This window comes from Geodermatophilus sp. SYSU D00696, from assembly GCF_054050235.1.
In genome coordinates this window covers 15,331-35,287 of record NZ_JBJGYY010000045.1, presented here as the reverse complement: position 1 = coordinate 35,287, position 19,957 = coordinate 15,331, and the positions used below count along the sequence as shown (strand labels likewise).

The 19,957-nt window shown below is 75.2% G+C and carries 22 protein-coding genes and 2 pseudogenes; 10 read left to right on the top strand and 14 right to left on the bottom strand.

Annotated features, from left to right (window positions below; all coding sequences use genetic code 11):
• Nucleotides 1–114, top strand: a pseudogene (locus ACI79O_RS21235) (IS5/IS1182 family transposase); the annotation flags it as partial.
• A 151-nt stretch (nucleotides 115–265) separates the two neighbouring features.
• Here the strand turns inward: ACI79O_RS21235 and ACI79O_RS21230 are convergent.
• Nucleotides 266–703 carry a hypothetical protein gene (locus tag ACI79O_RS21230; RefSeq protein ID WP_456915130.1) on the bottom strand — a complete coding sequence of 146 codons (438 nt, stop codon included), beginning with the start codon at nucleotides 701–703 and terminating at the stop codon, nucleotides 266–268.
• A gap of 899 nt (nucleotides 704–1,602) precedes the next feature.
• Here ACI79O_RS21230 and ACI79O_RS21225 point away from each other — a divergent pair.
• From ACI79O_RS21225 to ACI79O_RS21215, 3 genes are all read left to right on the top strand, one after another.
• Complete coding sequence (locus ACI79O_RS21225; protein ID WP_456915129.1) at nucleotides 1,603–1,791, top strand: hypothetical protein; 189 nt, start codon at nucleotides 1,603–1,605, stop codon at nucleotides 1,789–1,791.
• Between the two features lie 174 nt (nucleotides 1,792–1,965).
• Nucleotides 1,966–2,136, top strand: coding sequence for a helix-turn-helix transcriptional regulator (locus ACI79O_RS21220; protein ID WP_456915131.1), 171 nt, complete (start codon nucleotides 1,966–1,968; stop codon nucleotides 2,134–2,136).
• Nucleotides 2,137–2,323: 187 nt separating this feature from the next.
• Nucleotides 2,324–3,433, top strand: coding sequence for a tyrosine-type recombinase/integrase (locus tag ACI79O_RS21215; protein ID WP_456915128.1), 1,110 nt, complete (start codon nucleotides 2,324–2,326; stop codon nucleotides 3,431–3,433).
• Between the two features lie 241 nt (nucleotides 3,434–3,674).
• Here the strand turns inward: ACI79O_RS21215 and ychF are convergent, their stop codons facing one another.
• Nucleotides 3,675–4,748: a redox-regulated ATPase YchF gene (gene ychF, locus ACI79O_RS21210; protein ID WP_456915127.1), complete on the bottom strand. Its 1,074-nt coding sequence runs from the start codon at nucleotides 4,746–4,748 to the stop codon at nucleotides 3,675–3,677.
• Between the two features lie 101 nt (nucleotides 4,749–4,849).
• Here ychF and ACI79O_RS21205 point away from each other — a divergent pair, with 101 nt between their 5' ends.
• Genes ACI79O_RS21205 through ACI79O_RS21195 form a run of 3 tightly spaced genes read left to right on the top strand, consistent with a single transcriptional unit; the run spans nucleotide 4,850 to nucleotide 7,778 of the window.
• Nucleotides 4,850–6,379 carry a flavin-containing monooxygenase gene (locus ACI79O_RS21205; RefSeq protein ID WP_456915126.1) on the top strand — a complete coding sequence of 510 codons (1,530 nt, stop codon included), beginning with the start codon at nucleotides 4,850–4,852 and terminating at the stop codon, nucleotides 6,377–6,379.
• A 20-nt stretch (nucleotides 6,380–6,399) separates the two neighbouring features.
• Nucleotides 6,400–7,416, top strand: a complete 1,017-nt coding sequence (locus ACI79O_RS21200) for an alpha/beta fold hydrolase (protein ID WP_456915125.1) — start codon at nucleotides 6,400–6,402, stop codon at nucleotides 7,414–7,416.
• Entirely contained in the window at nucleotides 7,413–7,778 is a 366-nt protein-coding gene (locus tag ACI79O_RS21195) for a cupin domain-containing protein (protein WP_456876189.1), read from the top strand. Before ACI79O_RS21200 ends, ACI79O_RS21195 begins: the two co-directional genes overlap by 4 nt.
• Nucleotides 7,779–7,782: 4 nt before the next feature.
• Here ACI79O_RS21195 and ACI79O_RS21190 read toward each other — a convergent pair whose 3' ends face one another.
• Nucleotides 7,783–8,325 carry a DUF222 domain-containing protein gene (locus ACI79O_RS21190; protein WP_456915124.1) on the bottom strand — a complete coding sequence of 181 codons (543 nt, stop codon included), beginning with the start codon at nucleotides 8,323–8,325 and terminating at the stop codon, nucleotides 7,783–7,785.
• 196 nt (nucleotides 8,326–8,521) lie between these two features.
• Here ACI79O_RS21190 and ACI79O_RS21185 point away from each other — a divergent pair, with 196 nt between their 5' ends.
• Nucleotides 8,522–8,770 (top strand): hypothetical protein, encoded by a 249-nt coding sequence (locus ACI79O_RS21185; protein WP_456915123.1) that lies wholly within the window; start codon nucleotides 8,522–8,524, stop codon nucleotides 8,768–8,770.
• 235 nt (nucleotides 8,771–9,005) lie between these two features.
• Here ACI79O_RS21185 and ACI79O_RS21180 read toward each other — a convergent pair whose 3' ends face one another.
• A complete protein-coding gene (locus ACI79O_RS21180; RefSeq protein WP_456915122.1) occupies nucleotides 9,006–10,211 on the bottom strand; it encodes an MFS transporter in 1,206 nt (401 codons plus the stop codon).
• 57 nt (nucleotides 10,212–10,268) lie between these two features.
• Between ACI79O_RS21180 and ACI79O_RS21175 the strand changes: the two genes are divergently transcribed.
• On the top strand, nucleotides 10,269–11,231 hold the full coding sequence (locus tag ACI79O_RS21175; protein ID WP_456915121.1) for a helix-turn-helix domain-containing protein: 963 nt from the start codon (nucleotides 10,269–10,271) through the stop codon (nucleotides 11,229–11,231).
• 22 nt (nucleotides 11,232–11,253) lie between these two features.
• Here ACI79O_RS21175 and ACI79O_RS21170 read toward each other — a convergent pair whose 3' ends face one another.
• The 7 genes and pseudogenes from ACI79O_RS21170 to ACI79O_RS21140 form a co-directional block, all read right to left on the bottom strand.
• Nucleotides 11,254–11,889 (bottom strand): response regulator, encoded by a 636-nt coding sequence (locus ACI79O_RS21170; protein WP_456893354.1) that lies wholly within the window; start codon nucleotides 11,887–11,889, stop codon nucleotides 11,254–11,256.
• Nucleotides 11,886–13,124: a sensor histidine kinase gene (locus ACI79O_RS21165; RefSeq protein ID WP_456893356.1), complete on the bottom strand. Its 1,239-nt coding sequence runs from the start codon at nucleotides 13,122–13,124 to the stop codon at nucleotides 11,886–11,888. The genes ACI79O_RS21170 and ACI79O_RS21165 overlap by 4 nt, the downstream gene beginning before the upstream one ends.
• Complete coding sequence (locus ACI79O_RS21160) at nucleotides 13,121–13,948, bottom strand: ABC transporter permease (RefSeq protein WP_456893358.1); 828 nt, start codon at nucleotides 13,946–13,948, stop codon at nucleotides 13,121–13,123. The genes ACI79O_RS21165 and ACI79O_RS21160 overlap by 4 nt, the downstream gene beginning before the upstream one ends.
• A complete protein-coding gene (locus ACI79O_RS21155) occupies nucleotides 13,945–14,625 on the bottom strand; it encodes an ABC transporter ATP-binding protein (RefSeq protein WP_456915120.1) in 681 nt (226 codons plus the stop codon). Before ACI79O_RS21155 ends, ACI79O_RS21160 begins: the two co-directional genes overlap by 4 nt.
• A 71-nt stretch (nucleotides 14,626–14,696) precedes the next feature.
• Nucleotides 14,697–14,855 (bottom strand): annotated as a pseudogene (locus ACI79O_RS21150) (ABC transporter ATP-binding protein); the annotation flags it as partial.
• Nucleotides 14,856–14,959: 104 nt separating this feature from the next.
• The gene (locus ACI79O_RS21145; RefSeq protein WP_456893362.1) at nucleotides 14,960–15,766 is read right to left on the bottom strand and encodes an ABC transporter permease; all 807 of its coding nucleotides are present in this window, start codon (nucleotides 15,764–15,766) and stop codon (nucleotides 14,960–14,962) included.
• Complete coding sequence (locus ACI79O_RS21140; protein WP_456915119.1) at nucleotides 15,763–16,716, bottom strand: ABC transporter ATP-binding protein; 954 nt, start codon at nucleotides 16,714–16,716, stop codon at nucleotides 15,763–15,765. Before ACI79O_RS21140 ends, ACI79O_RS21145 begins: the two co-directional genes overlap by 4 nt.
• Before the next feature lie 105 nt (nucleotides 16,717–16,821).
• Between ACI79O_RS21140 and ACI79O_RS21135 the strand changes: the two genes are divergently transcribed.
• Nucleotides 16,822–17,649 (top strand): TetR/AcrR family transcriptional regulator, encoded by an 828-nt coding sequence (locus ACI79O_RS21135; protein WP_456915118.1) that lies wholly within the window; start codon nucleotides 16,822–16,824, stop codon nucleotides 17,647–17,649.
• Here ACI79O_RS21135 and ACI79O_RS21130 read toward each other — a convergent pair.
• Genes ACI79O_RS21130 through ACI79O_RS21120 form a run of 3 tightly spaced genes read right to left on the bottom strand, consistent with a single transcriptional unit; the run spans nucleotide 17,580 to nucleotide 19,824 of the window.
• Complete coding sequence (locus tag ACI79O_RS21130) at nucleotides 17,580–18,200, bottom strand: hypothetical protein (protein WP_456915117.1); 621 nt, start codon at nucleotides 18,198–18,200, stop codon at nucleotides 17,580–17,582. The two genes, ACI79O_RS21135 and ACI79O_RS21130, sit on opposite strands and share 70 nt — an antisense overlap.
• A gap of 40 nt (nucleotides 18,201–18,240) precedes the next feature.
• Nucleotides 18,241–18,486 carry a hypothetical protein gene (locus tag ACI79O_RS21125; RefSeq protein WP_456876201.1) on the bottom strand — a complete coding sequence of 82 codons (246 nt, stop codon included), beginning with the start codon at nucleotides 18,484–18,486 and terminating at the stop codon, nucleotides 18,241–18,243.
• A 51-nt stretch (nucleotides 18,487–18,537) separates the two neighbouring features.
• Complete coding sequence (locus ACI79O_RS21120) at nucleotides 18,538–19,824, bottom strand: S8 family serine peptidase (RefSeq protein WP_456893370.1); 1,287 nt, start codon at nucleotides 19,822–19,824, stop codon at nucleotides 18,538–18,540.
• Between the last annotated feature and the right edge of the window lie 133 nt (nucleotides 19,825–19,957).

The following is a 19,957-nucleotide window of genomic DNA, read 5'->3' as shown; positions in this document are numbered from 1 at the left end:
CTGCTGTCCTACAAACGCCTGGCGCTGCGCTACGACCGCACCGCCGTGACGATCACCGCGCTGGCCCGCCTGGCCGTCACCCTGATCTGTGCCCGACGACTCCCGACGAACTAATGCAACGTCTTCTAAGGGACACCCTCACCGGGGGTGCGGGCATCGCAACTTCCGTCGTCGGCGGCGGCGCGATGGGGGTCGGCCTGTACCGACCATGGACCTCCGCACGGTGGCCCGCTGAGCCAGGGCGACCACGCCCGCTGCTGCACGATCAGTCCAGGCGGAACGACCCCGTGAAGGTCTCCGTCCCCCCGTCCACCGGGACGAGGCAGAAGTCGCCCTGTCCACTGAGCCGGTCGAAGACGCCCGTACCGCCGATCACGGCGAAGGGGCCGGCCTCCTCGCAGCCGCTCGGGAGTGCGTTCGTGATCTGTGGGTGGAAGATCACCGTGAACGTCCCGCCCTCGCAGCTGAAGATCTTGCGCACCGTGAACGCGTGGTGCTCGTGGCTCGACACCTTGCCGCTCCGGAAGGCGCCTCCACCGCCAAGGAACACGTCCACGAACGTGCCGGTCGAGCACCCCGGCAGGGACGAGGTGAACGTGCCCGCCTCGAGGTTCGTGACGATCGTCGGCTCCTGGGCCGACGCCGGCGCTGCCAGTGCCCACGCCCCGCACGTCAGGGCGACGAGGGCTGCCGATCGCCGCATGGCACTCCTCCCGACCGTCGGGGGTGCAGCCGTCGCCCGCCGACACCGACTGGGACGCATGCACGGTCCTCCCTCCGGGGTCAGCGGTCAACGAGGTCCGGCCCAGGGTTGAGTTTCGGCGGCAGGGACACGCCGCCACCGTCCTGGGGCCCATCGAGCTTGGACCGAAGGCCGGGAACGGCGCATGAGGGCCGTCGGTGGTTCCCACGTACGACGGGGGATCTGCCAGGTCCACGTCGGGCATGGGAATGGCTCTTGGCGGTTCAGGTGGGACTGCCCCCGGGTCGGTGAACTCCTTGCATGTGAGGCTGACCGACTCTGCTGCACCTCGAGCACCCGGGCCAATGTCCCTACAGCCGCCTTCAGGGACACCTCCCAACCGTTCGCTCCGAACCGCCAGCGGCTCGCTCCACGACAGCAGCCAGGGCAGCTTTCGCGGTCTCTCGAACACTGGAGACACGCACGGTCATGAGGCGACACACCTCATGCACTGTCGGGTCGGGCAATTCGTGGTGTCGAGTAACTGGAGGCCGCACAGCAACGTCGACGGCATGGGCAGCAAGGGAACGGCGGACTACAGAAGTCGACGAGCTGAGGCGGAGCGCCGTCGGCGCCAGAAGGCGGAGCGAGCGCAGAGCGAGCCGAAGCAGTCGGAAGCAGCGGACAGCACCGCGCACTCGCCAGGACGGCGGAACGCGGCCACCACCTGCGCCTGGTGCGGCGGACCCATCACCCCACGTCGCCGCGGCCCGATCCCGAAGTGGTGTTCCGCCACCTGCCGGCACCGCTCCTGGGAGCAGACCCGAGCCGCCGCATCGGGGCGGTCCGCCGTGGAGGTCGTCGAGCGGCGCGTCGAGGTACCCGTCCCCGTCGCACCAACGCGCCGGGACTGGCCTTGCGTGCTCGCCGAGCTCGCTCGCCAGGTCGACGACGGCCGCATCTACGACCGCGACCTGCTCGACCTGTCCGACGCGCTCGGCGCCGTCCTCGAGGCCTACCGCCGCCGATCCTTCGTGCGGAGCGGCCTGGTCGAGGACCAGCGTCAGTTGCGAGCACGACGACACGCACGCCGCGGCTCGATCACCTGAGCACCGATTTCTGTCTGCACTGCATGCGGACTGGAGATGGTTGCTCAGGCTGACTGCTGGGTGAGGCGGCCGAATGGTGCTGGGTGCAGTGGTCGCCTCGCCGTCAGCCCGCCAGCCGCCATCCGGGAGCCTCCTGTGACCTCGACCAACGCCCCGAGCAGTGGCAGCGACCTCATGACCCTCGTCGAGGTCGCGGCCTACCTCCGGACCCCTGTTGCGACTCTCCGCTACTGGCGGCACCTCGGTACGGGCCCCGTCGGATTCCGGCTCGGCCGCCGGGTCGTCTACCGGCGCGAAGACGTCGACGGGTGGCTCGGCGATCGCCGACGGGCACAGGCGAACTGAGCCGCCACACGCCAGGCCGAACGAGCACGGACCCCGCACCGCGGTGGCAGTTGGACACCACCCGACCCGTCGTGCCACCCGGCTACGGTGACCGGCACCCGAACCGTCATCACGCGGCCGGCTGGAGGTCCCCGTGGCGAGCATCCAGGACCGGTGGCGCCGGAAGGACCCGGTCACGGGCCGATTGGTGCCGACACCACAAGACGGCAAGGGCCTCCGCTACCGACCCCAGTTCCGCGACCCGTCGGGCCGCCAGGTGGCCAAGTCCTTCGCCCTGAAGCGCGACGCACAACGGTGGCTCGACGAGCAGACCGCCCACGTCGCACGAGGCACCTACATCGATCCGGGCGCAGGCCGGATCACCTTCGCCGAGTTCTACGCCGACTGGTCCGAACGGCAGGTGTGGGCACCGGGGACGGTCCTGGCGATGAGACTGGCCGCCAACTCCGTGCCTTTCGCCGACCTGCCGCTGCGGTCACTCCGCCGCTCGCACGTCGAGGGCTGGGTCAAGGGGATGGTCAACCGCGGACTCGCCCCCGGCACCGTGCACACCCGGATGAACAACGTCCGCGCCGTGCTGCGCGGCGCCGTCGCGGACAAGCTCATCCCGACCGATCCCAGCGTGGGCGTAGCACTCCCCCGCCGCCGTCGCCCTCAAGCCGCGATGACCCTCCCCACGGCGGCACAGGTGGGCGCCGTCCTCGAGGCGGCCGACCCGGCCTTCCGGCCGTTCGTCGCGCTGTGCGCGTTCGCCGGACTCCGGCTCGGCGAAGCCGCCGGCCTCCGGGTCGAGGACGTCGACTTCCTGCGTCGCACCCTCACCGTCGCCCGCCAGGTGCAACGTGCCGGTGGTAGCCAGGTCGAGGTCCGGCCGCCCAAGTACGGCAGCGAGCGCGTCGTCTTCCTGGCACCAGGACTGGTCGAGATGCTGGCCGCACACGTTGCCGCTCAGCCCCGGGACAGCGGCTGGATGTTCACCGGAGAGGGCGATCAGCCGCCGCACCAGAACACCGTCGGCCACCGCTGGCGCACCGCGACCACGGCCGCCGCGGTCCCCGGGCTGCGCCTGCACGACCTCCGGCACTTCTACGCCTCGGGGCTGATCGCTTCGGGCTGCGACGTCGTCACCGTCCAGCGCGCCCTCGGGCACTCGTCCGCGACGACCACGCTGTCCACGTACTCCCACCTGTGGCCGAGCGCGGAGGACCGCACTCGGGCCGCCGCGCAGGCGATGCTCGTCGAATCCTTCGGATCCTTCGGACCGGAGGCCGACCGGAGCACTACTGGAGATCGCTGACGCATCCAGCGCTCGATCTCCAGTACTCCTCCGCCGCGGCGCCTGCCGCCTTCAGCTGCGACGCCGCAGTGGCCTACGGACCGACCTCGCGCGTGCCCGACGAGCGTCGTCCGTCGCGCGGTCAAACCGGACCTCAAAGGGGGCGAGCCGGCCCCGGCGAGGGCCTGGAACGCAAATTTTCGTTGACTGGGTGTTGACTGGAGGACCACCGCAGGGCGCCGACCTGCGAAAACAGGCCCTATTACACGTTGAAGCGGAACTCCACGACGTCGCCGTCGGCCATGACGTAGTCCTTGCCCTCGATGCGCACCCAGCCGCGGGACCTGGCCTCCGCCATGGAGCCGGCCTCCATCAGCTGGTCGTAGGACACGACCTCGGCCTTGATGAAGCCGCGCTGGAAGTCGGTGTGGATGACGCCGGCGGCCTGCGGCGCGGTGGCGCCGACGGGGATGGTCCAGGCCCGCGCCTCCTTCGGGCCCGCCGTCAGGTAGGTCTGCAGCCCCAGCGTGCGGAAGCCGACCTTCGCGAGCTGGTCGAGGCCCGGCTCGCTCTGGCCGATCGACTCCAGCAGCTCCGCGGCCTCCTCGGCGGGCAGCTCGACGAGCTCGGACTCGGTCTTGGCGTCGAGCAGGATCGCCTCGGCCGGCGCCACCAGCTCCCGCAGCTCCGCGATGAGCGACTCGTTGGCCAGCTCGTCGGCGTCGACGTTGAAGACGTACAGGAACGGCTTGGTGGTCAGCAGCGTCAGCTCGCGCAGCGGCGCGGGGTCGACGCCGGCGGCGAAGAGCGTCTGCCCGGTGTTGAGCACCTCGACGGCGGCCTGGGCCGCGGACACCAGCGCCGCGCGCTCCTTGTCCTTGCGCGCCTCCTTCTCCAGCCGCGGGATCGCCTTCTCCAGCGTCTGCAGGTCGGCGAGGACGAGCTCGGTGTTGATCGTCTCGATGTCGTCGCGTGGGGAGACCTTGCCCTCCACGTGCACCACGTCGGGGTCGGTGAACACGCGGATCACCTGGCAGATGGCGTCGCTCTCGCGGATGTTGGCGAGGAACTTGTTGCCCAGCCCCTGCCCCTCGCTGGCGCCGCGCACGATGCCGGCGATGTCGACGAACGACACCGTCGCCGGCACGACCTTCTGCGAGGAGAACAGCTCCGCCAGCCGGCCCAGCCGCTCGTCGGGCACTCCCACGACGCCGACGTTCGGCTCGATCGTGGCGAAGGGGTAGTTGGCCGCCAGGACGTCGTTCTTGGTCAGCGCGTTGAACAGCGTCGACTTGCCGACGTTGGGCAGCCCGACGATCCCGATGGTGAGACTCACGGAGACCCAGCCTACGGGCCGCGGCGCGCCCGGTCCGGATGCCCGCCGGTCCGCGCGGACCCCGTGCGAGGCTCCTCACACCCCGAGCCCCTGGAGGTCCCGTGTCCCAGGCCACGACGACGACGTCGCGGCACGCCCCTGACCCCCTCCCCGCGCACGCCCGGGTGGTCGTCGTCGGCAGCGGGTTCTCCGGCATCGGCGCCGCCGTCGCGCTGCGGCGGGCCGGCATCGACGACTTCGTCGTCCTCGAGCGCGCCGACGGGCTCGGCGGCACCTGGCGGGACAACACCTACCCCGGCGCGGCGTGCGACGTCCCGAGCCACCTCTACTCGTTCTCCTTCGCGCCGAAGAAGGACTGGTCGCACGTCTACTCGCGGCAGGCCGAGATCCGCGGGTACCTCGAGCAGGTCGCCGCCGAGCACGGCGTCCTCCCCCACCTGCACTGCGGCACCGACGTCGTCGCCGGGCGGTGGGACGACGACGCGCTGCTGTGGCGGCTGGAGACCACGCGCGGCAGCCTCACCGCCGACGTGCTGGTCAGCGGCGCCGGGTGCCTGGTGGAGCCGCACCTGCCCGAGGTCCCTGGCATCGAGACGTTCCGCGGCCCGGCGTTCCACTCCGCCCGCTGGGACCACTCGGTCGACCTCGCCGGCAAGCGGGTCGCCGTCGTGGGCACCGGCGCCTCGGCCGCGCAGTTCGTGCCCGAGCTGCAGAAGACCGCGGCGCGGGTCGTGGTCGTCCAGCGGACGCCGCCGTGGGTGATCCCGCGGGCCGACCGCGCCTACACCGAGCGCGAGCACCGGCTGCAGGCCGTCGTGCCGGGCTTCCTGCGGCTGGCCCGCGGCCTGCAGTACCTGAACAGGGAGGCCCGGCTGCGCGCGTTCATCGGCGGCGGCCGGCTGCGGTCGCTGTTCGAGAAGCAGTCGCTCGCCTTCCTGGAGCGGCAGGTCCCGGACCCCGAGCTGCGCGCCAGGCTCACACCGGACTACGCCATCGGCTGCAAGCGGGTGATCGTCAGCGACGACTACCTGCCGGCGCTGACCCGGCCGAACGTGCAGGTGGTCGCGTCCCCGGTGACCGAGGTCCGCCCGCACTCCGTCGTCGCCGCCGACGGCACCGAGCACGAGGTCGACGTGATCGTCTACGGCACCGGGTTCCGGGTGATGGACATCCCGCTGGCCCACCGGCTCACCGGCCGCGAGGGCCGCACGCTGCAGGAGGAGTGGGACCGCTCCGGCGTCCAGGCCCACCGCGGCACGACCGTGGCCGGCTTCCCCAACCTGTTCCTGCTGTTCGGCCCGAACACCGTGCTCGGCCACACCTCCGTCGTCCTGATGATCGAGGCGCAGATCCGCTACGTCGTCGCGGCGCTCCGGACGATGCGGGAGGCCGGCGCCGATGTCCTGGAGGTGCGCCGGTCGGCGCAGGAGGCCTACGACGCCCGGCTGCAGACCGAGCTCACCGACACCGTGTGGAACGCCGGTGGCTGCCGGTCCTGGTACCGCGACGAGCAGGGGCGCAACTTCACCCTCTGGCCCACCCACACCGTGACCTTCATGCGCCAGATGCGGCGCTTCGACGCCGAGTCGTACGAGCTGCGCGCCGGTCGGCGCGCCGCCGTCCCCGCCTGACCTCCCGGGAGCCCGCCGCCATGCGCACGTCCACCACCGCCGCCGGTCTCGGCCTCCTCGCCGCCGGGGCCGTCCTGGCCCGCCGCCGTCGCGCCACGCGGCCGCCCGCGCCCCAGCCCGCTCCCCCACCGCTGGGCCGCGTCCGCACGGTGACCACCGAGGACGGCGTCGACCTGCACGTCGAGGAGTTCGGCGCGGAGCAGCCCACCGCGACGGTCGTCCTCGCCCACGGGTGGGTGCAGTCCTCCCGGCTGTGGGCCGGGCAGGTGCGCGACCTGCTGGAGACGCGTCCCGACCTGCGGGTGGTCACCTACGACCACCGTGGCCACGGCGCCTCGGGCCCGACGCCGCGGGACCGGGCCACGATCGAGCAGCTCGGCCGCGACCTGGCGCGGGTGCTCGAGGAGGTCGCCCCCGACGGGCCGGTGGTGCTCGGCGGCCACTCCATGGGCGGCATGACGCTCATGGCCCTGGCCGAGCAGCGTCCCGAGCTGTTCGGCGACCGCGTCGTCGGGGCGGCGTTCGTGGGCACCAGCGCCGGTGAGCTCGACGCGGTGACCTTCGGGCTGCCGCGGCGGGTGGCGAGGGTCGTGCGGCGGCTGCTCCCCGCGCTCAGCGAGCGGGCGGTCCGGGCCGAGCAGGCCGGCCGGCCCAGCGCCGTCGGCCCGCTCGACATGAAGCTGATCTTCGGAGCGGCCGCCGACCCCGCGGACGTCCGGGCGGCGATGGAGGTGCACCGCGCCTGCTCCGCCGAGACGGTGGCCGCCTTCATGCCCACGCTCTCCGAGCACGACCGCGCGCAGGCCCTCGAGGCGCTGGCGGAGGTCCCGACGCTGGTGGCCGTCGGGGACGCCGACCGACTGTGCCCGGTGGAGCACAGCCGGACGCTCGCGGCGGCGCTGCCGACGGCGGAGCTGGCCGTCTACCCGGGCGCCGGGCACATGGTGCAGATGGAGCGCCGTCCGGAGGTGAGTCGACGGCTGCTCGACCTCGTCGACCGGGCGCTCGCCGCGGCCCCTGCGCCGGTGACGTCGTGACGGGCCCCGTGGACCTGGCCGCGGTCCTGGCCACCATCGACCGGCCGTGGTCGCCGCGCACCGTGGCCGTGCTCAACGACTACGACGTCCGCGTCGTGCACACCCGCGGCGAGTTCACCCGGCACAGCCACCCCGAGACCGACGAGGTGTTCCTCGTGCTCTCCGGTTCGCTCACCATCCGCATGGACGACGGTGACGTCACCCTCGGCCCCGGCCAGCTCTACGTGGTGCCGAGAGGGACGCCGCACCAGCCGTACTCGCCGGAGGGCGCGCAGGTGCTGCTGGTGGAGCCCAGCGCGACGGTGAACACCGGCGACACCCCGAGCGAGCTCACCGCCGAGCGCCGGGTGGTCGAGCCGTAGGGGGTCAGGCGGCGGGAGCCAGCGGTGCGGGGACGGTGATCTCGGTGCCGTCCGGCCGGTAGGTGCGCCATCGCCCGCCGGGTTGTCGCTCGACGCGGAACCCGTGGTGGACCTTGGTGTGGTGCCGCTCGCACAGCAGCGCGCTGTTGTCGAGGCTGGTCTCGCCGCCGTCGATCCAGTGCACCAGGTGGTGCACGTCGGCCCAGTGGGTCGGCGCATCGCAGCCGGCGAACACGCACCCGCCGTCGCGCAGCTCGACCGCGCGGCGCAGCTGCCGGCTGACCAGCCGCCGGCTGCGCCCGAGGTCCAGGGGCACCCCGTCGGGTCCGAACACCACCCGGGAGATCGCCCCGTCGCAGGCCAGCCAGCGCGCCCGGGCCGCGGAGATCGTCGCCCCGAAGCCCATGGTGGCCGTGCCGGGGCCGGTGGCGGGGTCGGCCAGGTCGTCGAGGTCCACCCGCACCGCGATGTGCGGCTTGACGGTGCGCAGTACCGGCAACGCACCGGAGGCCAGGGCGTTGTCGGCGAGCTGGACCCAGCGCGTCACCCTGCCGCTGGGCCCGGGTCCGCTCGTCTCCGGCCGGCCGGTCGGCCTGCACGTGCGCCTCGAGGGCGGTCTGCACCTTCTCCCCACCCACGGCATCCAGGTGCCCGCGGAAGCTCACGCTGCCATCGGCGTGTTTGACCACCGTCAGCGACCGGCCCTCGGTCGGATCGGGTTCGGGCCCGTCGGGGTCGCAGGCGTGCTGGTAGTGCTGGACCACCGCGACCAGCGCGGCGTGGTCCTGCTCGACCGCCACCCCGGTGAGCACCCCGTCGACCTCGCCCAGGTCGATCCCGGCGGCGGCGAACGCCGCCCGCCGCGCCGGCGTGACCACCCGCGCGGCCTCGGCCACCTGGGCCGCGGTCACCCAGCCGGCGTCATGGGCCTCGGCGAGGGCCGGCAGGTGCTCCAGCGCCCGGCCGTTGCCGACCAGCCGCGCCGCTTCTGACCCGGACAGCCGGCAGTGCCCGCGCAGCCAGGACGCCATGCTCTTCTGCCCGTCGCGTTCGGGGGCCTGGGACAGTTCCGCGGCCCGCACCCGGCGGGCCAGCGCGGCGTCGATCCGGTTGCGCTCGGCGACCAGCGCGGCGACGTCGTCGAGGACGTCACCGGCCTCCCACCCGCTCGAACACATGATCGAAGAATACCGGAGTCCGAGCCACAGCACGACGTGAATCCCCAGCTCAGTGGCTCGTCCACAGTCGTCCGCGACCCCTTGCCGAAGCCCGATCAGCCGCCCTCCGCAGCCCGGGCACGAGCGCCAGTGACACCACCAGCGACGCCAGCGCCAGCACCGCCATCGCCGGTCCGGCGGAGACGACGTCGGCCAGCCCACCGGCCAGCGCCGCGCACACCCCCTGCGCGGTCATCCGCGCCGCCGACTCCACCCCGAGCACCTGCCCCCGCAGCTCCTCGGGCGTGAGCGCGACCAGCCACTCCTGTTGCGCCAGCGAGGCCCCGTAGCCGACCGTGGCCACCCCGACCAGGACCGCGGCCACCGGCACGTCCGGCCCGGCGGCGAACGCCAGGAAGGGCGCGGCCAGCAGGACGCGCAGCGCGGTGTTGGTCCGGCGCCGTCCGGCGGGGGTGAGCACCCGCCCCACCGCCAGGTCGCCGGCCATCATCCCGAGCGCCCCGGTCGCCAGCAGCCACCCGGCCCGCTCCCCCGCGTACGGCACGAACAGCGCCTCGCACCCCACGACCAGCCCGTTGGGCAGGCACAGCGCGACCAGCAGCGTGCGGGTGTCCCGCCTCGCCAGCAGCAGCCGGTTGCCCCGCACGGTCTCGCCGAGCCCGACCCGCGCCGGCCGCCGCGGCGGCCGCTCGGCGAGGCCGAACCGCAGCACGGGTACCGCCACGGCCGACACGAGCGCGGCGAGGACGAACACCTGCGTCGTCGAGAGCACGGTCAGCAGCACGCCGCCGGCGGCGAAGCCGACCACCTGGAACGCGCCGACGGCGACGTTCACGGTGGACCGGGCCAGCGCGAACGCCGAGGCCGGCACGATGTGCGCGAGCAGCCCCCACCGCGCGCCCGCGCCGACCGAGACCGCGAAGGCGACACCCACGACCAGCAGCAGCCGCGCCGTCGTCCCGAGCCCGGGCAGCGCCTGCAGCGCCAGCGCGGCCGTCGACACCGCCGCGACCAGCACCAGGGTGCGCCGCGGCGGGCTGGCGTCGGCGGCCGACATCAGCGTCGTCGCGCCGAGGGCCTGCGCCGTCGACGGGCCGAACATCGCCACCGCCGTCAGCAGGGCCGACCCGGTCGACCGGTGCACCAGGGCGGCCAGCGCCAGCGACGACGCGGTCGAGGCCGCCGTGGTCAGCGCGCCCGCCGTCCACAGCGCGCGGAACTCGGACGAGGCGAACAGCTCCCGGTAGGTGCGCACGCCGGAACCGTCGCCCCGGCTGCGCGCGGGACCCACGGTTTCGCCTACGGTCGAAAGGTGGGTGAGTTCATCGTCGACGCCGACGTGATGGCCCGCGCCCGCTTCGGCACCTCGCAGCTCACCGAGACGCTGGCGGGCCTGCGGATGCTCACCGGGCCGCCGGTGCCGCCGTGGCACCGCCCCTGGCGCGACGCCCACGCCGCGGCCTTCCGCGACCGGCTCGACGGCGACCCGGTCGGCGCCGCCCTGCTCCGCGCGGCCTTCGGGCCCACTTGGACCGCCGACTTCCTCACCGTGCCGCCGGCGGCGCCCGACCTCGCCCTCGACGAGGAGCTGGCGTTCCTCGAGTCCCTCGACGACGACGCCGTCCGCGCCGACCTCGAGGTCGCCACCGGGCCGGTCCCGCCGCCGCTGCCGACCGCCTCCGGTCTCGCCCGCACCGCCGCCGACCTGCTGCGCTGGACCTGGGACCACACCATCCGCGCGGAGTGGCCGCGGCGGCTGCGGGTGCTGCGCGCCGACGTCGTCGCGCGGACCGCCCGGCTCAGCGGCGGCGGCTGGTCGGCCGCGCTCGACGGCATCGCCCCGGGCGTTCGCTGGCTCGAGCACGGCCGGCTGCAGGTCAACGCGAACCCCCACCCGCCGCGCGACATCCGCGGCCGCGACCTGCTGTTCATCGCCGCGCACAGCCGCGGCAGCTGGGTGAGCTGGCGGCTGCCGGACACCTACGCGGTCGTCTACCCGGTCACCGGCGTGCTCGCTACGGGGCCCGCTCCGCTCCCCGGCGCACTGGTGCGCCTGCTCGGCCGCAACCGGGCGCGGGTCCTCACCGCCCTCGACGCGCCGCGCAGCACCAGCGCCCTCGTCGCGGGGACCGGGCTGCCGCTGGGCAGCGTCGGCGGCCACCTGCGGGTGCTGCTCGACGCCGGCCTGCTCGAGCGACGCCGGTCGGGACGCGAGGTCCTCTACTGGCGCAGCGACGCCGGCCAGGCCCTCCTCGACGCCGCGGGGAGCCATTAGCGCGACAAGGGCACCTGTGGACCTAGCGGGAGCCGGGGCCGGGGAGCAGGCCGCGCTCGACGGCGACCATCACCGCGCGGGTGCGGTCGTCGACGCCGAGCTTGGCGAACACCCGCAGCAGGTGGGTCTTCACCGTCGCCTCGCCGATGAACAGCTCCCGGCCGATCTCGGCGTTGGTCAGCCCGCGCGACACCCCGGCCAGCACCTCGAGCTCGCGCGCGGTCGGCGCCTCCACGGCGGGCGCGCGCAGTTGCGACACCAGCCGGGCGGCCACCGGCGGGGCGAGCACCGTCTCCCCGCGGGCGGCCGCGCGGACGGCGTCGGCCAGCTGCGGCAGCGGGGCGTCCTTGAGCAGGTAGCCGGTGGCGCCGGCGGCCACCGCCCGCACGATGTCGGCGTCGGTGTCGTAGGTGGTCAGCACGAGCACCCGGACGCCGGGGTGGGCGGCGGCCAGCCGCTCGATCGCGGTGACGCCGTCCATGCGCGGCATGCGCAGGTCCATGAGCACCACGTCGGGCGACAGCTCGGCGACCCGCGCCAGCGCCTCCAGCCCGTCACCGGCCTCCCCGACGACGTCGAGGTCCTCCTGCGCCGCCAGCCAGCCGACCAGCCCGCCGCGCACCACCGGGTGGTCGTCGACCACCAGCACCCTGATCACGAGCCGGGCACCCGCACCGTCACCCGCGTGCCCGAGCCCGGCGCCGAGGCGACGTCGACCTCGCCGCCGACCTGCGCCACCCGCCCGCGCAGCCCCTCCAGGCCCGAGACGGTGACCGCCGACGGGTCGAAGCCCACGCCGTCGTCCTCCACGTGCACCGACACCTGCGTGCCGACCCGCGCCAGCCGCAGCACGACCGCCGACGCGCCCGCGTGCCGCCGGACGTTGGTCAGCGCCTCCTGGGCGCCGCGCAGCAGCACGACCTCCTCGTCGGTGCGCAGCGCCGGCAGGCCGTCGAGCGCCCCGGTGTCGACCCGCACCTGCAGACCGGTCTCGCGGGCGAACCGCGCGGCCAGCCGCTGCAGCGCCTCCACCAGCGTCGACCCGTCGAGCGCCACCGGGCGGAACGCCGCCACCACCGCGCGCGCCTCGGCGAGGTTGTCGCGGGCGACGTCCTCGATCACCGCCAGCCGCTCCCGGGCGGCCGCGGGGTCGGCGGACAGCAGCGCCGCCGCCGTCTGTGCCTGCACGACGATCGACGTGTAGCCCTGCGCGAGGGTGTCGTGCACCTCCTGGGCCAGCCGCTCCCGCTCGGCCAGCACGCCACGCTCGCGCTCGGCCGCGGCCAGCTCCGTGCGGGTGGCCTCCAGCTGCGCGATCAGCGAGGCGCGCTCCGCGCTCTGGTGCAGCACGTGGCTGATCCACAGCCCCAGGGCGAGGCTGAACGCCAGGCTGACCAGCGACTCCCGCAGGACCTCCAGCGGCGTGCCCCCCGGGTCGGTGCCGGCGACCGGCCCGATCGCGCTGGCCCCGGCCAGCAGCACCGTCCAGGCGATCCCGCTGAGCCGGCCCTGCACGACGAACCACACCTGCGGGTAGGCGAGGAACAGCAGGAACAGCAGCCCCGGCGCCAGCCAGCCCAGGAACCCGAAGGAGACGACCACGACGACGAGGTGGACCAGGGCCCGGTGCGGGTGGCCGCCGGCGACGGCCGGCCCGCCGGCGAGGACGTAGGACAGCGCCAGCACCCCGAGGACGGCGAGGACCGGTCCCTGCTCGCCCGGTCCGGTCACCTCGCCGGAGAGCACGCTGACCACCGCCAGCACCCACAGCACCGCCGAGATGACGTGCATCCCGACGACCGTGGCCCGCCACCCGCGCGCGGACAGCGGCTCGCCGCCCTCCTCGCCCCCGGTGGGGAGGAAGGCGGCGGCCAGCCGGTGCCGCAGGCTCATGCCGTGCGGCGCCAGCGGAAGGCGCGGGCGCAGACCACGAGCCCGATGATCACCCATGCGGCCAGCACGAGGGCAGTGGTCCCGTGCTCCCAGCTGCCGGCCGGCTCCACCGCGGCGGCCGAGTCGGGCAGGAACACCGAGCGCATCCCCTGCACCATCCACTTCAGCGGGAAGACCGCGGCCACCTCCTGCATCCACGGCGGCAGCTCGGAGAAGACGAAGAAGACCCCGGAGAAGAACTGCAGGACGACGGCGAAGGCGCTGATCCCGTTGCCGACCGACCGGCTGCTGCCGACCGAGGCGACCGCGATGCCGAGCACCGTGCCGGCCGCCGCCCCACCGACGGCCACCCAGGCGAAGGTCAGCCAGCGGCCGGGCTCGGTGGGCAGCGCCACGTCGAAGGCGGTCGCGGCGACGGTGAGCAGCAGCGCCAGCTGCAGGACCGTCGTCACCAGCACCTGCCCGGCCTTGCCGAGGAAGTAGCCCAGCGCCGGCGTGCCCAGCGTCTGCAGCCGGGCGAGGTCGCCGCGGTCGCGTTCCTCGGCGATCGCCGTCCCGACCGCCTGGAAGCTGGTCAGCATGATCCCGGTGGCCGCGATGCCGGCGAGGAAGTACTGCGCGAAGGGCACCCCGCCGGGCCGGTCCTCGCCCTCGAACACCGACGCGAAGATCAGCAGCATCACGACCGGGTAGGCGAAGGAGAACACCACCTGCGCCGGGTCGCGGACGAACAGGCGCAGCTCCATCGCCGTGCGGGCCAGGCCGATGGCGGCGGCCGACGGCGGTGCCGGGCGGGCGGGGGCCGAGGTCGGGACGGCGGTCATCGGGGGCCCTCCTCGCGGGTCGGGGCGGTGCCGACCATGGAGAGGTAGACCTCCTCCAGGCCGGGCCGGGTGACGGTCAGGCCGGGCACCTCACCGGCCGGGGAGGCGGCGAGCAGGTCGCGCAGCACCGCCGCCGGCTCGCGGGTGACCACCTCGCGGACGGCGCCGTCCTCGGTCCACCGCACGGTGGCCACCCGGCGCAGGTCGGCGCCGAGCTCGGCGGGCGGCGCCACCTCCACCAGGCGGCCCGCGGCCAGCACGCCCACCCGGTCGGCGAGCTCGGCGGCCTCGTCGAGGTAGTGGGTGGTGAGGAGCACGGTGGTGCCGCTCTGGCTCAGGCCGCGCACCAGCCCCCAGAACGACCGGCGGGCCCCCGGGTCCATGCCGGTCGTGGGCTCGTCGAGGAAGAGCAGCTCGGGGCGGCCCTGGATGCCCAGCGCCACCTCCAGCCGGCGCCGCTGCCCGCCGGACAGCCGCGACACCCGGGTGCCGGCGGCCTCGGTCAGCCCGACGTCGGCGAGCAGCTCGGCGGTGGCGCGGGGGGCGCCGTGGTAGTGGGCGAAGTGGTCGAGGGTCTCGCGGACGGTGAGCGCGTTGCCGGCCCCGGTGGACTGCCCGACGACGCCGATGCGGTCGCGCCAGGCCCGCCCGGCGCGCGCGGGGTCCTCGCCCAGCACGGCGACCTCGCCGCCGTCGCGCCGGCGCCCCCCTCGAGCACCTCGACCGTCGTCGTCTTGCCCGCGCCGTTGGGCCCGAGCAGGGCGAACACCTCACCGCGCCGGACGTCGAGGTCGATCCCGTCGACCACCGCCCGGTCGCCGTAGCGCTTGACCAGCCCGCGCACGCGGACCGCGTCGTCGTCGCGCGTCCCCGCCGCGGGAGCGGGCGCCGTCTGGATCGCTGTCATGGCACGAGCCTGGCGGCCCGGGGCCGGCGGCGGTACGGCCGTTCCGTGGGCCGGGCGTCCACCGGTCGGTGGACGCCCGGCCTCCCCCCGTCAGTCGGCCGGCGTCACCGGGAGAGCCCCTGCCAGCGCCGCACGCTCAGCGCCGCGAACACCGCGGTGAGCAGCACCGGCCAGACGACGGCGAGCAGTGTGGCGTGCTCCGTGGCCCACCCGGTGTCGGCGACCGGCACCCCGGTCAGCTCCCGGACGGCGGTGACGGTGGCCGCCACCGGATTCCACTCCGCCAGCGTCCCGAGCCAGGCCGGCATCGAGGCGACCGGCACGAAGACGTTGGAGAGGAAGGCGAAGGGCCACACCAGGATCTGCACGGCCGTGACCAGCGACGGGTCCCGGGCCAGCAGCCCCAGCCAGATGCCGACCCACAGGAAGCCGACCCGCAGGAGCAGCAGCAGGCCGAGCGCCGCGACCAGCCCCGGGCCCACCGGCGGCCCCCACCCGATCGCCAGCCCGGCCAGCACGACGGCGGTCAGGGCGGCGACCGAGGAGAGGAGGTCGGCCAGGCAGCGGCCGGCCACGACCGCCGACGGCGCCATCGGCAGCGCCCGGAACCGGTCGGTGACGCCGCGCTGCGTGTCGGTGACGACGGCGGTCATCGTCCCCTCGAGCCCGAACAGCATGACCAGCGCGAGCATCCCCGGGACCATGAAGTCGCGGTAGCTGCCGCCGGGCACGGGGATCCCGCCGCCCAGCAGGTACACGAAGACCACCATCAGCAGGACCGGGAACAGCAGGTTCACCAGCAGCACCGACGGCTGCCGCCGCCAGTGCGCGACGTCGCGACCGGCGACGGTGAACGCGTCCGTGACCGCCCAGCGCAGCCGCCCGCCGGTCTCCTCGACGACCGCGGTCACGCCGGCACCTCCTCGCCCAGGCGGGACCGGCCGGTGATGCGCAGGTAGGCCTCGTCGAGCGTGGCCGGCCGCAGCACCAGGTCGGCCACCTCTATCCCGGCCCCGTCGAGGGCGCGGACCACGTCGCCGACGACGCCGGCCCGCCGCGAGACGGGCACGGTCACCCGCGCCCCGTCGTCCCGCGCGTCCGGGACCGGCGGCCCCGCGGCCACCCGCTCGGCCAGCGCCGCGGCCTCCGCCGCGCGGGCCGCGTCGGTGACGACGAGCTCCAGCCGGTCGCCGCCGATGGCCGCGGTCAGCTCCCGCGGGGTGCCCGACGCCACGACCCGGCCGGCGTCGAGCACGTGCACCCGGTCGGCCAGCCGCTCGGCCTCCTCCAGGTACTGGGTGGTGAGCAGCACCGTCGTCCCCCGGGCGACCAGGTCGCGCACCGCGTCCCACACGTCCCGCCGCCCGGCCGGGTCCAGGCCCGTGGTCGGCTCGTCGAGGAACAGCACCTCCGGGGCGAGCACCAGCGCCGCGGCGACGTCCAGCCGGCGCCGCATGCCGCCGGAGAACTCCCGGACCGGCTGGTCCCCGGTGTCGGGCAGCCCGACCTGCGCCAGCAGCTCGCCGGCGCGCCGCCGGGCGGCGGCCCGGTCGAGGTGGTGCAGCCGCCCGAACAGCACGAGGTTCTCCCGGGCGCCGAGCACCTCGTCGACCGCGGGCTGCTGGCCGACCACGCCGATCCGGCGGCGCACCTCGCGTGGCCGGGCGGCGACGTCGACGCCGGCGACCTCGACCCGCCCGCCGTCGGGCCGCAGCAGCGTGGTCGCGATGCGCACCGCCGTCGTCTTGCCGGCGCCGTTGGGTCCCAGCAGCGCGCACACCGAGCCGGGCTCGACGTCGAGGTCCACCCCGTCGAGGACCACCCGTCCCCCGTACCCCTTGACCAGTCCCCGGATCCGCACCCACGCTCCCACCACTACCTCCGTACGCCGTACGAGATCGTTGGACGACCGCCACCGTACGCGGTACGGAGACGGTCGGGCAAGCGGATGGAGGAGGCTGCAGCCATGGCGACCGAGTCCGCGACCGGCGGCGACCCCGCCCGCACCATGGCCCTGCTCTGGCGGGCCCCGGCCGGGCCCGGGCGCCGGCCCGGCCCGCGCCCCGGGCTCGACGTCGACCGGATCGTGGCCGCCGCGGTGGACCTGGCCGACCGCGAGGGACTCGCCGCGGTGACCATGCGCCGGCTGGCGACCGAGCTGGGGGTCGGCGCGATGACGCTGTACACGCACGTGCCGGGCAAGGGCGAGCTGGTCGACCTGATGTACGACGCCGTGCTCGGCGAGGTCCCGCCCGGACCGCCGGCCGGGGACTGGCGGGACCGGCTGACCGCCGTCGCGCGGGCCAACTGGGACCTCTACGTCCGGCACCCCTGGGCCGCCTCGGTGGGCACCGGCCGGCCGGTCCTGGGACCGAACCTGATGCGCAAGTACGAGGCGGAGCTGGCCGCCGTCGACGGCCTGGGCCTGTCCGAGGTGGAGATGGAGCTGGTGCTCACGCTCGTGGGCGGCTTCGTCCGCGGCACGGTCGGCGGACTGCACCACAAGGCCGCGGCCGAGCAGGAGTCCGGGCTGACCGAGGACGAGTGGTGGGCGGCCACCGAGCCCTACGTGGAGCAGGTGTTCGACCCCGAGCGGTACCCCACCGCGGCACGGGTGGGGCCGGTGGCCGGGGCGGAGCTGGGCGGCTACGCCCCCGAGCGGTCGTTCGAGTTCGGGCTGGCGCGGCTGCTCGACGGGATCGCGGTGCTCGTCGAGCGCCGGCCTCAGGAGCCCGAGCCGAGCACCGGCCGGCCGGCCAGCGCGCCGACCACCTCGACGGCGGGACCCCAGTAGCGCTGGTAGTGGTACGGGTCGGCGTTGCGCTGGGTGCGGTGCGCGGCGATGGTCGGCGGCAGCGCGCGCCAGCCGGGGACCTCCTGCAGGGCCCGGAAGAAGTTCGTGGCGCTGGTCGCCGGGTCCATCCGGTCGGCGTAGGAGCCCCACGCCCCGTTGTCGCGCTGCTGGAACAGCCCACGGGAGTCCGGACCGGCGGCGTCCCCGTGGTCGAGGACGCGCAGCGAGGACTCGCCCATCGCCGTCATGACCCCGATGACCTGCGCGCAGGTGTCCAGCCCCAGGTCGGCCGCGGCGTTGACGATCGCCGCCGCGTTGGCCAGCTGCTCCCCCGCGTACCCGGCGACCGGGCCCGCGGGCACCGCGGCCGGGTCGATCCGCACCGCCGGCTCCGCCGCCGCGCACTCCGCGGAGGGCGGGGACTCACCGGCGGTCTGCCGGGTCACCAGCACCGCCCCCAGCGCCAGCAGGACGACGGCGAGCAGCACGAGGACGACGCGCGGCCGCGTGGTCGCGGGGCCCGGCGGCTCCCCCTCTCCGGTCGGCGGCACACCCGGCCCAACGCGCGGCGGCCCGGCAGGGTCCCCGGGACTACTGGACCGGCGCGTCCGGGGGCGGCAGCTGGACGCGCAGCTGCTCGTCGACGGAGGTCACGCCCGGGACGGCGAGCAGCGCCGGCCGGGCCGCGACCGGCGCCTCGCCGGTGATCAGCCCGAGGGTGCCCAGCACCCGGTCGACGTGCATGCCCGAGTCGCGCAGCGCCCGGGCCACCGAGTCGAGGTCGGCCAGGTGCCCGTCGTCGACGGTCACGCTGAACCGCGCCAGCGGGGTGTCCACGGCGGGAGGCTACGCCGCTCCAGGCCGCCCCGGGCCGTCCCGGGCCCGGTCTCAGGCCTTGCCGGCACCCTCCTGCGGCGCGAGCACCAGCCCGCTGCCCACGTCGACCGACGGCTCGGGCAGCCGCCGGGCGGCCTGGGTGAGGGTGGCCCACAGCTCGTAGCCGCGCCGGCCGGTCGCCTCGGCCCACAGGGCGGCCAGCCCGGCGACGTGCGGCGTGGCCATGCTGGTGCCGCTGATCGTCTCGTAGCGGGCCGGCATGGGCCAGGTCGAGAGCACGTCCACGCCGGGGCCGGCGACGTCGACCTCGCCGCCGGGAGCGGCCAGGCTGCGGGCGGAGAACCAGGCGGTGGCCAGGCGGGGGTCGAGCGCGCCGACGGCGACGATCTCGACGCTGTTGGCCGGGGCGCCGACGAAGCCGTACTCGCCGTTCTCCCGGTCGGCGTTGTTGCCGGCCGCGGCGATGACCAGCGACCCCTGCTGCAGCGCCCGCCGGCCGGCGGCCGAGTAGGGCGGGTGGGCCTCGGCCACGTCGGCGCCCAGGGACATCGAGACGACGGCGCAGCCGTTGGCCACCGCCCAGTCGATGCCGGCCAGGATGCCACCGTCCTCGCCGCTGCCCTCGTCGCTGAGCACCTTGCCGACGTAGAGCTCGGCCTCCGACGCGATGCCGTACCGCGGTCCGGCCGGGGGCACCCGTGGGCCGCAGGCCGTGCCGGCGCAGTGCGTGCCGTGACCGTGCCCGTCCTGCGCACTGGTCACCCCGGCCACGAAGGACTCCGCGGTGACCGTGCGGCCGGCGAAGTCGGGATGGGCGAGGTCGAGGCCGGTGTCGAGGACGGCGACCCGGATCCCGCGGCCGGTGAACGGCGAGGTCGGAGCCTGGACGGCCTGCACGCCCCAGGTGGCCGCGGCGGTGTCCTCGAACGGCGGCGGCGCGGGCGCGGCGCCGTCCCCGCCGCCGGTGCCGACCAGCCGGCCGGCGAGGTCGTCGACGCCGTCGCGGTAGCCGCGGACGTAGGCGTCGTCGGGCAGGACGTGGTGGACCAGCTCGGGCGACACCGACAGCACGGGCCGGCGCAGCGCGGTCACCTGCTCGGCCGGGGCGGCGACCACGGCGATGCCGAGCCGGGCGAACACGGTGGCCCCGGCCTCGCGGAGGGCCTGGGCGGGCACCCGGCCGGCGGTGAAGTCGCGGGAGTCGGCGACGTCGGAGATCCCGGCAGCCGACCAGTCCACCGGCTCGTCGGCCGTATCGGCGAAGACCACCACCTGGCGGCCGGTGGAGCGCACCCGCTGGCGCGGGCGCGGGTGTGCGGGCACGGACGGATCGATCACGGTTCCCCCTGGTCGGCGGCGCGGGCGGGCAGCCCGGCGGTGCGGGCAGTCTCCTGCGGGGGACCGACAGGCGCACGCGGACACCGCTCGACGGCCGCGTCCGAAAGCCGCCAGTGCCCGCCCTCGCGCGGTG

Bases quoted from the DNA above. Each gene is read 5' to 3' on its own strand.
- ACI79O_RS21135 (WP_456915118.1), top strand. From the start codon at position 16,822: ATGGCGACCGAGTCCGCGACCGGCGGCGACCCCGCCCGCACCATGGCC.
- ACI79O_RS21165 (WP_456893356.1), bottom strand. From the start codon at position 13,124: ATGAGCCTGCGGCACCGGCTGGCCGCCGCCTTCCTCCCCACCGGGGGC.
- ACI79O_RS21200 (WP_456915125.1), top strand. From the start codon at position 6,400: ATGCGCACGTCCACCACCGCCGCCGGTCTCGGCCTCCTCGCCGCCGGG.
- ACI79O_RS21230 (WP_456915130.1), bottom strand. From the start codon at position 703: ATGCGGCGATCGGCAGCCCTCGTCGCCCTGACGTGCGGGGCGTGGGCA.
- ACI79O_RS21220 (WP_456915131.1), top strand. From the start codon at position 1,966: ATGACCCTCGTCGAGGTCGCGGCCTACCTCCGGACCCCTGTTGCGACT.
- ACI79O_RS21160 (WP_456893358.1), bottom strand. From the start codon at position 13,948: ATGACCGCCGTCCCGACCTCGGCCCCCGCCCGCCCGGCACCGCCGTCG.